We start from the raw sequence: 11,680 nt of genomic DNA, 5'->3' as shown, positions 1-11,680 counted from the left end.
GGGTTGGCCCGCGCTGCGTGAAGGCCGGGGACGCTACCCGATTTTCCCCCCGGCCGGAAGCCTCGGTGCCCGGCGGCTTGCCGCACAACGGCGTTGTGGCTAAGTTCGGCCGGTCCTTTCCTCGAGGTTCCCCATGACGTCCTGGCGTCGCGGCGCCGTCATCGCGCTCTGTCTGCTGCTGCCGGCCTGCGGACTCCGGCCGATCTACGGCGACCAGGGGACCACCGCGAACGCCGACCTCTCGCGCGTCGAGGTCGCCACCGTGGAAGGGCGCGTCGGCCAGCGGCTGCGCAACCAGCTGATCGACCGGTTCCAGACGACGCCCCGTTCCGCAGCAGGACCGGACTACGTCCTGAACATCCGGCTGAACGTCTTCGACAACCTGTTCGACGACTCGCTCGACAGTGCCCAGCTTGCCAGCTCGGTGTCCCTGACGGCGAGCTACCAACTGGTCGACCGGACCGGACGCGCGGTCAATGTCGGGACAGCCAACGCGGTGATCTACAAGACCCCCGTCAGCGGCCAGTTCGCGCTGTTCGTGAACCAGCAGGATGCTTACGACCGTGCCATCGATCAGGTCGCCGGCGACCTGACGCGCCGGATCTCCCTATTCCTGGCCCGCGACGCCAGCTAGCCATCCATCGGGCTTCCGGGGCCTGTTGCGCTCTGCAAAGAAGGGCCTGCCGCGACAGGTCACCCGGCGCCAGGCCGGCATGATGGTAACCTGCGGTCAGGAATGCCGGCCAGCGTGGTGCCCATGCCAGTATCCCAGCCGCGGGCGGACGCCGCGATACGGTTCGTCGCCCCCTCGAGCATGGTCGTCGTGCCGCAGGGCGGCGGCCGGGTGAAGGTTTCCGTCCAGTCCTGCCCGACCGAGAAGTACGGCGTGGCGGTCGCGCATGTCTCGTTCGGCGGCGGAACGTCGATCAGCGGCACGACGACGCATCACATGATCGGCGTCGTGTGCTCGGACCCGGTTCCCGCAGAGCACATGATCGATGGCCGGCGCGTCCATCATCGAACCGGTCCCGGCGGCCTGTGCATCTGTCCAGCTGGCGCACGGCATTTCACGGCGTTCGGCGGTCCCATGGACGGCATCGTCATGCAGGTCTCGCCCGAGTGCCTGGCGCTCGCCAAGGCGGATCTCGCCGTGTCCGGCGCCACGCTCATCCCGCGGGTGGAGGGTGCGGACCGCGTCCTGACTCGGATCGCGCGGGTACTCGAGGCCGAAGCCGCGGCGGATCATCCGAATGGCATGCTGTTCTGGAGCAGCGTCACCGACGCGCTGCTGGCGCATCTGGCCGCGCACCACGTCTCCGCGGCGCCTGCACCGCGGCGCGCGCCGATGAACGCTTCGGCGCTGAAGCGTCTGGAGGAGTATATCCACGACAATCTGGCCGAGCCGCTCGACCTCGACAGCCTTGCCGCCGTCGTCGGCTGCAGCCGCTTTCATTTCGCCCGCCTCTTCCGCGCAACCGTGGGCGTGAGCCCGCACCGCTACGTCGTCCGCCGGCGTCTTCAACGGGCTCGCGCCCTGCTGCGCGTGGGCGAGGGGCCGCTTGCGCAGATCGCTGCGGCAACGGGCTTCAGCGACCAGAGCCACCTCAGCAACTGGATCCGGCGGGTCTATGGCGCCTCGCCGATGCAACTGGCTGGCGGCCGCTGAAGTCGCGCAAGAATCTACACGATCGCCGCCGCCTGCCCCGATTAGCCTCCCCTCACTTGCCTCCGGCACATGCCAACAGCACGAGGGGAGCGACGCATGCAGCAGCCATCGGCAGCGGGAAATCCATCAGCGGGAAATCCATCAGCGGGAAATCCATCAGCGGGAAATCCATCAGCGGGAAATCCATCAGCGGGAAATCCATCAGCGGGAAATCCGCCACCGGGAAGCGCGGCATGGATCCCGAAAGGGCTGTCGCCAGCCGAGAACCCGCACATGACCGACGACTTCGCGCGAATATACGAGCGGACGGGCAATCGCATCACCGCGCCGATCGCCATGGAGGGCTTCCGCCGGGTCGGATCCATCGGCGAGGGCACGCGCGTGCTCGACATCGCCGCCGGTGCCGGCGCGCTGAGCGTCCCGGCGGCCTACAGCGGCGCGTCCGTCCTCGCCGTGGACATCGCCCCGGGCATGGTGAACCTCCTGTCGGAGCGTCTGGCGCCATTCCCCAAGGCGGAGGCGCGCGTGATGGACGGGCAGGACCTGCAGATCGCGGACGACAGCTTCGATGCCGCCTTCTCGATATTCGGCGTCAGTCTCTTCGCGGATTGGCGCAGGGGATTGCGGGAACAGGCGCGCGTCGTCCGGCCCGGCGGCATGGCGTGCGTCGCGACCTGGCAGAGGCCTCCGGGCGGCGGGCCATTCATGATCATGGCGCAGGCCTTGCGCTCCGTCTTTCCCGACCGGGCGCCGCCGGCGCCAGCAGAGGGTTTCGTCGCCCTGTCCGATCCATCCCGGCTTGCCGCCGAAATGCGATCGGCCGGCTTCGCCGATGTCGAGGTCGAGGAGATCCAGGCCGTCTGGCATGGGCCGGCAGGCCCGGCCTATCTCGAGGAGGTGCGCGCCCTGAATCGCTACATGGCGCCGTATGTCGCGCTCAGCGATGATGAGCGGAAGAAGGTGGAGGATGCGATCCTTCGTGTCGTCGGGGATCTCGCCGTGGGCGACCGGCTCCGGATCGTCGCGCCGGTCCTTCTCGCCGTCGCCGGTCGCAGCTCCTAGCGGATGACCGCCGCCATGAAGCGGCACAGGCTCAACGCCTGACAGGGCGCCTCATGGCCGCGTCTCGCCATGCGGCGCCCCGGCGCGACATTCCCGTCCCGAGCGTTCCGCCCCCGGCGCGATGCGCTTCGGGCTTTGCGGCGCGGCGTTCGCGCCGGTGCCGGGCCTCAGAACTGCGGGCTGCCCGGGTCGACCCGTGTGCCGCCGGTCAGCGGAGCTTCGAACTCGCCGAGGTTCTTGAAGATCAGGCGGAAGAACACGGCGGTGCCGGTGTCGGACTCGACCCGTCTCAGCGTGTGATTTCGCGAGGCGCTGATCTGGAAGATCAGGCACTCGTCCGCATAGGTTCCCACCAGGAGGGATTCCACCGGACGCTCCTGGTCCAGGTCCCGGCTCTGCGCAACGCCGACGCTCCAGTACCGGTTCAGGCGCGAGGTCGCGTTCACGATCAGGCTCTCGTCCTCCGGCCGGCCGGCCGGCCCCGTGACCTCGTCGGTGTAGCGGTAGACCACACCGACGCGCAGCGCCGGCACGCCGCCCGACGCCGTGACCTCGGTCAGGCGCTGCTCCAGGTTGTCGGAATCCAGCCGGAACCGCGTCGTGGTCCGGAAATAGTCGTTCGGCTGGATCCGCAGGCGACCCACGAAATCCGAGGCCCTGTCCTCCAGGCCCGATCCCCGCGGGAAGCCCTGCTCGTCGATAAGCCGGTAGCTCTGCCCCAGGAACAGGTCGGAGAAGCCGGAGCCGAAGCCGTAGACGCCGGTCTCGACGCCGTAGGTGATGCGGCTTCCGGTCTCCAGCCTGTCGATGCCGGCATAGCGGCTGGCCCGGAACAGGTTGGTGTCGGCGAAATCGACGGTGGCGCTGTCCTCGTTCGGGATCGCGGGATCGGTGCCCAGTCGCGGGGCCACGGTGAGCTGGACCACCGGGTCGACGACGGCCTGCACCGTCCCGATCTCCGTCGCCATCGGATAGCGGGTCGTGATCTGGGCCTGCGGGAAGAGACGCAGGGTCTGATCGTCGCCGTTCTCGCCCGGCGCGCGGGCCTGGTTGACGAGCTCGACGTCGTAGAAATCGGCGCGGGTGCTGGCGGTGATCGTCGTGACCAGACCCGTCCCGGAGATCATCGTGCGCTCCCAGCCGGCCTCGCTGGACAGGCGCCGCACATTGGTGCCCTCGTCGCGGTGCAGGCCGAGCATCCCGAGGTCGAGCGACCAGCGACCGCCCAGCGCCGACCCGGGGTCGCCAAGCAGGCTGACCTCGCCGAGCGGGAGGATCAGCGGCTCGTCGCTGCTGGTGACGAAGGGGCGCAGGTCCTGGAAGTAGTAGCCGCTGGCCGCGGCGTAGTTGCGCCCGCGGAATCCTTCGATAATGGCGCTGGAGCGCAGCAGCGACTGGCTGGAGACGCCGTAGCGCTGCAGATAGGTGTCGTCGCTGGTCCGCTGGATCTGCGCTCCGGCCCGCCAGGTGTCGTCGAGGTCGACGCGCGCGTTGCCGAACAGGTGGCCGCGCCACTGATCCTCGCGCCGCACGGGGGTGCCGGTGATCGTCTCGATGCGGTCGGCGTTCAGGATGCTGCCGTCCAGGCGCAGCTCGCCGCGCCCGAAGCGCTGGCGGTAGGTTCCGGCCAGGCGCGGGCCGTCCTCGCTGCTGTAGCTCGGGGCGAGCGTCAGATCCTTGTCGGGCGCGATTCCGATGTAATAGGGGACGCTGGCGTATCCGCCGAGGTTCCCGCCCAGCGAGAAGGTCGGGGCCAGGAACCCGCTGCGTTGCTCGACCGAGGGGTCCGGATGGGACAGGAAGGGCGTGTAGAAGGTCGGGACGCCGAACATCTCCAGCCAGGCGTCGCGGTAGTAGACGTTCTTCTCGTCGCGGTCATGGACGACGCGGACCGCCTTGACCTGCCAGAGCGGCGGCCTGGTCGGGTCCTTCGCGCAGAGATTGCAGGGCGAGTAGACCGCATTGTTCAGCCGCGTGTAGCGGCCGTCCTGGGTGCGCTCGCCCTCGGGCGCGGCCATGCGGGAATTGTCCGAGAGCAGGGCGCGCACGCCCTGGATGAAGCCCTCCTTCATGTCGCGCGTGAGCTCGACATAGTCCGCGAAGTAGACCTCGGCCGTCGGCTCCAGCATCACCACGTTGCCGGTCGCCGTGACGACGTCGGTGCTGCGGTTGAAGGTGACGGAGTCGGCGAGCAGCACGCGGTCGCCCTGCGCCATCTCGACCTTGCCCGAAGCCACGACGACGTTCAGCTGCTCGTCATAGGTCAGCGTGTCCGCGTTCAGCAGGACGGGCTCCTGGCTTCCGGGCGCGCCCGCGGGGGGCTGCGCCGGTGCCTGCGCCTGGGGCTGCTGGGCGCGGGCGCCGGCTGCGGCGAGCGCTCCGGCGACGATGAGGCCCGACAACAGGGCGAGGCGGAACCTGGAGGACACGATGGGGCGGGGCTTCCGTGGAGGGAGCATCAGCTATCGTTACCCTGGGCAGGACGAAGGGAGCAAGGCGGAGTTGGCGAAGGGGGCCACGCCGGCAGCGCGCCGCTCAGGGCGCGGAAGCCTGCGTCTGGAGGACGGCGTGCTTGAAGTCCGGGACGAGCGTGCCGACCAGGGCCAGGGCGCGGTCGACGTCGCCGGCGCGGGCGGCCGCCTCCAGGTCGCGCAGCGCCTTCGAGATCAGCGCGTAGTCGATGACGCGGGGGGAGGCCCGGAAGATCCCGTCGCTTTCCGTGCGGCTGAAGGATTCGCTCGGCAGGAGGATCTCCTCGAACAGCTTCTCGCCTGGGCGCAGGCCCGTGAACTCGATCCGCACGTCCTTGTCCGGGCGCAGGCCCGCCAGGCGAATCATCTGCCGGGCGAGGTCCACGATGCGGACGGGTTCGCCCATGTCGAGGACGAAGACGCGGCCGCGCTCGTCCGGATGGCTCCAGCCATAGGCCGAGGCCTGGAGCACCAGCTCCACCGCCTCGCGCACGGTCATGAAGAAGCGCCGCATCTCGGGATGGGTGACCGTCAGCGGGCCGCCCGCCGCGAGCTGGCGCTGGAACAGCGGCACCACGGAGCCGGAGGATCCCAGCACGTTGCCGAAGCGCACGGTCATGAAGCGGGTCGAGCCGCCGGAGCCGTCCTGCAGGCCCACCATGTCGAGAGCCTGGCAGTAGGCTTCCGCGATGCGCTTGCTGGCGCCCATCACGCTGGTCGGGTTCACGGCCTTGTCGGTCGAGATCAGGACCATGGCCCGCGTGCCGACGGCGCTCGCCGCGTCCGCGACATTGCGGGTGCCGATGGCGTTGGTGAGGATACCCTCGTCCGGGTTCAGCTCGACCAAGGGGACGTGCTTGAAGGCGGCGGCATGGAAGACGAGCTCGGGCTGCGCCTCCTGCATCACGCGCAGAACGCGCTCGCGGTCCCTGACGTCGCACAGCACCGTGCGGCAGGCGAGGCCGGGATGGCGGCCGCGGATCTCCTGGTCGATCGTGTAGAGGTTGAACTCGCCGAAATCGACCATGGTCAGCTCGGCCGGACCAAGCGCCGCAATCTGCCGCGTCAGCTCGCCGCCGATCGTGCCGCCCGCTCCGGTGACCAGGACCCGGCGTCCGGCGACGAGATCGCTGATCGCGCCGCGGTCCAGCCGCGCCTGCGGGCGGCCCAGCAGGTCCTCGACCGCCACGGGCCGCAGCTCGATCTTGCCCTCGCCCAGGGCGTCCTTGAACTCGGTGAGCGATGGCAGGCGGCTCAGGGTCAGGCCCAGCTCCTCAGCCTTTTCCAGCAGGCTCCGGATCAGCGCTCCCTCGCCGTCGTCGTGCTGGCGGGTGAGCACCAGCCGCTGGGGCTGGATTCCCTTGCGCCGGAGATCCTCGACGATGCCGGCAAGCGACTCGACGGTCCCCAGCACCGGAACGCGCTGGATGGTGCGCCCGACGCGCCGTCCCTTGTCGTCGACGACGCCAACCACCCAGTAGGGAGCGTGCGGGTTCCCGGTCAGGGCGCGGATGAAATGGTCCGCCTCGTCGCCCGCGCCGACCAGGAGCACGGGGACCCGGCCCTCGCGCCGGGCGGAGTCGTTGAAGCTGATCCGGCCGTCCTTCAGGAGCCGGTAGCCGAAGCGCGGCCCGCCGAGCAGGGCGATCAGGACGAACCACTGGATCAGCGGAACCGACCGCGGGAAGGCGTCGAGGCGGCTGGCGAGGAAGGCCACCAGCACCGTGGCGAGGCAGACCGCCGAGGCGGCCTTCACGACCTGGGTCAGATCCGGCATGGAGGCGTAGCGCCAAATTCCGCGATAGAGCCCGAAGACGCGGTAGATCAGGGCCCCACACGCCATCGAGACGGGAATTCCCAGCAGCAGCGCCTGCCTGAACTCGCCCCACATCTCGCTGCCGACGCGCAGATACATGGCGAAGGCGAAGGCCAGGCCCGTCATGGCCACGTCGTGCACATAGGCGAGGGTGGCGCGTCCGGATCTCATGGGCCTGGGAAGTCGGTCTCGCAGCGGGCGGGGACGGCCGGACGGCCATGCGCCGCCCCTCAGGAAGGGCGCTCCGGCTGTCCCGATCGGGCAGTCATGAACCATTCCGCCGTGGCGCGCAAGCCGTCCTTCGCCGCCACCGGAGGCTGCCAGCCGAGGATCGTCCTGATGCCGGAATCGTCGACCTCGTAGGAGCCCAGCAGCCGGTCGGCGGCATCGCCCCGGCCAAGCAGCCGCGCGCCGGCCCGGATCAGCGCGGGCGGCACGGGAACCAGCCGTGCCGGCCGGCCCATCGCCTGCGCCAGCGCCTGCACCAGATCGGGCGTCGAGAGGGCGGGCCCGTCCTGGACGAGGAATGCATGCCCCGGCGCGCGGGGATGCTCGGCTGCGAGAGCCAGCGCGTCAGCGAGGTTCTCCACATGCACCAGCGAGCGCCGGTTCGCCACGGCCCCGAGCGGCAGCGGCATTCCTCGCCGGACGGTGGCGAGCAGCCTCAGGAAGTTGGCGCCGACACCCGGCCCGTAGACCAGGGGCGGGCGCAGCACCACGGCCTCGAGCGCGGAGGCGGAGGCGACGTCGAAAAGGCCGCGCTCGGCCTCCAGCTTGGAGATGCCGTAGGGGCTGGTCGGTGCCGGCACCGCCGCGTCGGTCAAGGGAGCCGCAAGCGGCCCGTCGGCCACCGATTTCACGCTGCTGGCCAGGACCAGCCGGCGCACGCCCACGGCGGCGGCGGTCCGGGCCAGCGCGACGGTGCCTGCGGCGTTTACGTGGCGGTATGCCGCAAGCGGATCGGTGTCGTCCTCCCGCATCCGGTGCACGCGCGCGGCCAGATGGATCACCGCGTCGACGCCCGCCAGCGCGGCGCTCCAGTCGGTCTGAGGGCCGATGTCGCCGACCACGGCGGCCTCGTGCGCCATGGCGGGGGTGCCGCCGTCGGGCGGGCGCCGCAGCGCTGCGCGCACGACATGGCCGCGGCGCGCGAGGGCGGCAAGCGTGGCCCGTCCGACGAAGCCCGTGGCGCCGGTGACGAGGACCCTCATGTCAGCGCCCGGCCCGCGCCAGGGAGCGCAGGAGGGCGAGCACGACGGCGGCGCCCGGCAGAAGCATGGCGGGTCCGGATGCGACCGCGGCGAGCGCCAGCGCCACGAGGGCGGCGTCGGCCGCAATCACCCGCCGGACCACCCGGGCGTGACTTAGGCCCGCCTGCACCGCACGCTGATAGAAGTGCTCGCGATGGGCCTTCCAGACCTGTTCGCCTCGGATCAGCCGGCGCAGCAGCGTGATGGTGGCGTCGGCCAGGAAGTAGGACGGCAGCAGCACCGCCGCCACCCATTGCCCACGGCCCGCCAGCGTCAGAAGCAGCCAGCCCAGCACATAGCCCAGCGGCACGCTGCCGACATCCCCCATGAAGAGCTTCGCGGGGTGCCAGTTCCAAACGAGGAAGCCGAGCGCAGCGCCTGCCGCAGCGGCCCCGATCCAGCCGGGCCCCGGCTCGAGCCCCGCGGCAAGCGCCACGGCGGCGACGCCGATGCCGACGGCCGCGGTCTCGGATCCCGCAATCCCGTCGATCCCGTCCATGAAGTTGTAGAGGTTCACGAACCACACCCAGGCCAGCCCCGCCACGAGCCGGTCGCCCCACAGCGGCAGCAGGCCCTGCAGGATCAGCGCGTCGGCAGGCATGGCCGCGAGCCCCGCGGCAACCGCCGCGGCCTGCGTCAGCAGGCGCAGGCGTGCGGTCAGGTTGCGGCGATCGTCGGCCCAGGACACGGCAAGCAGCAGGCAGCAGCCGCCGAGCACCGGGAAGGCCGCCGGAGGGGCTCCGCCCGCCAGCGCCGCGAGCACCATGGCGGGCAGCAGGGTCAGCATGATGCCCCAGCCGCCGCCGCGTGGCGTCGGCACGACATGGCTGCTTCGTTCGTTGGGTAGGTCAAGGATCGCCCGCCGGCGCAGCCAGGCGAGCACGAGGCGGGTCAACGCCGTCGAGACCAGGGCGCATGCGAGCATGACGGCTGCCAGGGCGAGCGCCTGGCCGGGCGGCGTTTCCAGGAGCAATCTCGAAGGAGCGTCAGTCGATGCCGTGGTAACGCTTGTACCACGCCACGAAGTTCGGGACACCGATTTCGATCGGCGTGCGCGGCTCGTAGCCGAGGTCCCGGCGGCTCGCGTCGATGTCCGCGAAGGTCGCCCGCACGTCGCCGGGCTGCATGGGCTCGAACTGAAGCTGCGCTTCGCGGCCCATCGCCTGCTGGATCAGCTCGATGAACCGCATCAGCTTCTCGGACCGGTTGTTCCCGAGGTTGTAGAGGGTGTGGCGCACGCCCAGGGCGTCGGGTTCGGCGGGCCGGTCCAGCGCCGCCAGCACGCCGGCGACGACGTCGTCGATATAGGTGAAGTCGCGCTCCATCTGGCCGCCGTTGAAGACACGGATCGGCCGGTCGTTGGCGATGGCATCGCAGAAGAGATAGAGCGCCATGTCCGGGCGTCCCCACGGCCCGTAGACCGTGAAGAAGCGCAGGCCGGTCGCGGTCATGCCCTGCGTGTGGCAGTAGCTGTAGGCGATCAGCTCGCCCGCCCGCTTGGTCGCGGCGTAGAGCGAGATCGGCCGATCGACGCGGTCCTCCACCGAGAAGGGCAGCCTCTCGTTGGCGCCGTAGACCGAGGACGTGCTCGCATAGACGAAATGCTCGAACCCCTTCATCTGTCGGGCCGCCTCCAGCATGACGACCTGGCCCATGACGTTCGCTTCGGCATAGGCATAGGGGTTCTCGAGCGAATAGCGCACGCCGGCCTGGGCAGCCAGATGCGCGACGCGCCGAACCGGCCCGGCGGCGGCGAAGGCGTCGGCGATGGCGGCGCGGTCCGAGACGTCGGCCTGGAAGAAGCGGAAGCCAGGCCGGTCCGCGAGACGGGACAGGCGGGCCTTCTTGAGGTCCACGCTATAGTAGTCGTTCAGGTTGTCGATGCCGACCACCGACTCGCCGCGGTCGAGCAGCGCGGCCGCCACATGGAACCCGATGAAGCCTGCCGCGCCGGTCACGATCGTCGTCATGCGGGGTCCTGAGCTGACAGAAAGCCTAGAGCCCGCTGGAACGGGCTGCCTTCTGGCGGCATACCGCATTTCCGGTGGTGCAGGCCATAGCGAATGAGCGAGGGGCGCCGGGCGCGGGCGCCTTGCACCTAAGGGGTTGCGCCTCGCCGAAAGGGCGAAGCCTGCCGTGAGTTGCCCCCTGCCGGATGGCCGGAGGGGAGGGCGGCCCCAACGCCCGAAAGTGCCCGATCGCCTGCGGGTGGCCGCCCGAGGCCGAGCACCGTCTCGGAGGCTCGATGGCCACCATTTTGCGGGCGTGGAAAAAATTTCAAGTGTAACGAATTATTCCGCACTGCACATAAAGGAGAAACATGCTGGTTCGATGTTCCCGGCTGCGACCGAGAAGTCGCTATTCTGCTAGAGTAAACGATAGAGGTTCATCATGAAGATTATTCTGCGCGCTTCTGCCCTGGCGATCTCTCTTGCGGCCGGTGCAGCCGTCGCAGACGAGCCGCCTGCCCAGGGGAACTCTTCCCGCGGCGCGGTTCAACTCTCGCAGCGGGGTGATGCATATGCCAATGAAAAGGCGCGGGACGTGCGCCCCGACACCTCGCCGACCGTCGACTCCATGCGGCGCCGGTCCTACGCCCGGAGCGGTTCCGACGACACAGTCGCAAAGAACAATTTCGACCAGGCCGTGACCGGGCCCTTCTCGCGCCGCTAATGACGACAAGCATTTAATCGGCAAAGATTAGGCATCGAAGGTGCGGCACGATGTGTCGCGCCTTCATTTTTTATGCAGATCTCTGAACCGGGCTCGAATATTGTTTTACGATTTCTGTGACATTGCCGCCGCACGGGCGATTCACGTTTCGGATGTAACCGAAAAGTCCGGCTTTGAAATGCGGCATTCACGGGCTGCCGACATCTAGCTAGTCGCGCGGGACAGTGCGTACACGGTGCAACGGCATCTTCGATGCCGGCTTCTCCAGGCCCCGTCCCGACGCACTCAGGCGCCGAGAGCTCGCATGATCGGAGGGACGCCATGTATGAAATGCATTTCCTGACGACACCCGAGCGCACCGGCCCGCGCCGCGGGACCGGGAACCTGCGCCCGCGCCGCGACGGCAATGGCGGCGGCGTGGTGCTGGTCAGCGAGGCATTGCGCGCACTCTGGTGCCGGTTGATGGAGTACCGCCGCCAGCGCCTGGACCACGAGTGCCTCCTGAGGCTGTCGGATCACCACCTGCGCGATGTCGGCCTGCGCCGTGTCGAGCTCGAGGGGACGGTCCGGTTCGTCCAGGTCGAGCGATGATGCCTGGGATCACAGGCGGCTTCGCGGCCAGGGCAGGGGGCGGGCGTGATCGTCGTCCCCACCCCGTCGTGCCTTGGCCGGCATGTCGGTTCTCGGCCGCGCTGCGGGCCGGGTGGCGGCATGTTCCTACGGCGGATGGAGGCGCAGGGCT

The 11,680-nt window shown here is 69.5% G+C and carries 11 protein-coding genes; 5 read left to right on the top strand and 6 right to left on the bottom strand.

Annotated features, from left to right (window positions below):
* The first annotated feature begins 133 nt into the window (after positions 1–133).
* Together lptE and JUB13_RS04790 are read left to right on the top strand one after the other, a co-directional pair.
* Entirely contained in the window at positions 134–634 is a 501-nt protein-coding gene (lptE, locus tag JUB13_RS04795; RefSeq protein WP_207477583.1) for an LPS assembly lipoprotein LptE, read from the top strand.
* A gap of 180 nt (positions 635–814) precedes the next feature.
* Positions 815–1,666 carry an AraC family transcriptional regulator gene (locus JUB13_RS04790; protein WP_207477582.1) on the top strand — a complete coding sequence of 284 codons (852 nt, stop codon included), beginning with the start codon at positions 815–817 and terminating at the stop codon, positions 1,664–1,666.
* Positions 1,667–1,718: 52 nt separating this feature from the next.
* Here the strand turns inward: JUB13_RS04790 and JUB13_RS04785 are convergent, their stop codons facing one another.
* Positions 1,719–1,901 carry a hypothetical protein gene (locus JUB13_RS04785; RefSeq protein ID WP_207477581.1) on the bottom strand — a complete coding sequence of 61 codons (183 nt, stop codon included), beginning with the start codon at positions 1,899–1,901 and terminating at the stop codon, positions 1,719–1,721.
* 38 nt (positions 1,902–1,939) lie between these two features.
* Here JUB13_RS04785 and JUB13_RS04780 point away from each other — a divergent pair, with 38 nt between their 5' ends.
* Positions 1,940–2,728: a class I SAM-dependent methyltransferase gene (locus tag JUB13_RS04780; protein WP_207477580.1), complete on the top strand. Its 789-nt coding sequence runs from the start codon at positions 1,940–1,942 to the stop codon at positions 2,726–2,728.
* A gap of 167 nt (positions 2,729–2,895) precedes the next feature.
* Here the strand turns inward: JUB13_RS04780 and JUB13_RS04775 are convergent, their stop codons facing one another.
* The 5 genes from JUB13_RS04775 to JUB13_RS04755 all read right to left on the bottom strand — a co-directional run bounded on the left by JUB13_RS04775 (position 2,896) and on the right by JUB13_RS04755 (position 10,235).
* A complete protein-coding gene (locus JUB13_RS04775) occupies positions 2,896–5,157 on the bottom strand; it encodes an LPS-assembly protein LptD (RefSeq protein WP_207477579.1) in 2,262 nt (753 codons plus the stop codon).
* 106 nt (positions 5,158–5,263) lie between these two features.
* A complete protein-coding gene (locus JUB13_RS04770) occupies positions 5,264–7,186 on the bottom strand; it encodes a polysaccharide biosynthesis protein (RefSeq protein ID WP_207477578.1) in 1,923 nt (640 codons plus the stop codon).
* Positions 7,187–7,245: 59 nt separating this feature from the next.
* The gene (locus JUB13_RS04765; protein WP_207477577.1) at positions 7,246–8,226 is read right to left on the bottom strand and encodes an NAD-dependent epimerase/dehydratase family protein; all 981 of its coding nucleotides are present in this window, start codon (positions 8,224–8,226) and stop codon (positions 7,246–7,248) included.
* 1 nt (position 8,227) lies between these two features.
* On the bottom strand, positions 8,228–9,238 hold the full coding sequence (locus JUB13_RS04760; protein ID WP_236024743.1) for an MraY family glycosyltransferase: 1,011 nt from the start codon (positions 9,236–9,238) through the stop codon (positions 8,228–8,230).
* Between the two features lie 13 nt (positions 9,239–9,251).
* Entirely contained in the window at positions 9,252–10,235 is a 984-nt protein-coding gene (locus tag JUB13_RS04755; protein ID WP_207477576.1) for an SDR family NAD(P)-dependent oxidoreductase, read from the bottom strand.
* Between the two features lie 421 nt (positions 10,236–10,656).
* On the opposite strand from JUB13_RS04755, the gene JUB13_RS04750 reads away from it, so the two are divergent.
* Together JUB13_RS04750 and JUB13_RS04745 are read left to right on the top strand one after the other, a co-directional pair.
* Positions 10,657–10,938: a hypothetical protein gene (locus JUB13_RS04750; RefSeq protein ID WP_207477575.1), complete on the top strand. Its 282-nt coding sequence runs from the start codon at positions 10,657–10,659 to the stop codon at positions 10,936–10,938.
* Positions 10,939–11,259: 321 nt separating this feature from the next.
* On the top strand, positions 11,260–11,529 hold the full coding sequence (locus JUB13_RS04745; RefSeq protein WP_207477574.1) for a DUF1127 domain-containing protein: 270 nt from the start codon (positions 11,260–11,262) through the stop codon (positions 11,527–11,529).
* The last annotated feature ends 151 nt before the right edge of the window (positions 11,530–11,680 follow it).

The sequence above is a fragment of the Arenibaculum pallidiluteum genome (assembly GCF_017355985.1).
In the GTDB taxonomy this organism is placed as follows: domain Bacteria; phylum Pseudomonadota; class Alphaproteobacteria; order Azospirillales; family Azospirillaceae; genus Arenibaculum; species Arenibaculum pallidiluteum.
The sequence above is the reverse complement of the archived record's forward strand: the minus strand, read 5'-3'. Positions and strand labels throughout refer to the sequence as shown.

What these genes read in the sequence shown, in the direction of transcription:
- lptE (WP_207477583.1), top strand. Translation starts at nt 134, where the DNA reads ATGACGTCCTGGCGTCGCGGCGCCGTCATCGCGCTCTGTCTGCTGCTG.
- JUB13_RS04790 (WP_207477582.1), top strand. Translation starts at nt 815, where the DNA reads ATGGTCGTCGTGCCGCAGGGCGGCGGCCGGGTGAAGGTTTCCGTCCAG.
- JUB13_RS04785 (WP_207477581.1), bottom strand. Translation starts at nt 1,901, where the DNA reads ATGCCGCGCTTCCCGGTGGCGGATTTCCCGCTGATGGATTTCCCGCTG.
- JUB13_RS04780 (WP_207477580.1), top strand. Translation starts at nt 1,940, where the DNA reads ATGACCGACGACTTCGCGCGAATATACGAGCGGACGGGCAATCGCATC.
- JUB13_RS04770 (WP_207477578.1), bottom strand. Translation starts at nt 7,186, where the DNA reads ATGAGATCCGGACGCGCCACCCTCGCCTATGTGCACGACGTGGCCATG.
- JUB13_RS04765 (WP_207477577.1), bottom strand. Translation starts at nt 8,226, where the DNA reads ATGAGGGTCCTCGTCACCGGCGCCACGGGCTTCGTCGGACGGGCCACG.
- JUB13_RS04755 (WP_207477576.1), bottom strand. Translation starts at nt 10,235, where the DNA reads ATGACGACGATCGTGACCGGCGCGGCAGGCTTCATCGGGTTCCATGTG.
- JUB13_RS04750 (WP_207477575.1), top strand. Translation starts at nt 10,657, where the DNA reads ATGAAGATTATTCTGCGCGCTTCTGCCCTGGCGATCTCTCTTGCGGCC.
- JUB13_RS04745 (WP_207477574.1), top strand. Translation starts at nt 11,260, where the DNA reads ATGTATGAAATGCATTTCCTGACGACACCCGAGCGCACCGGCCCGCGC.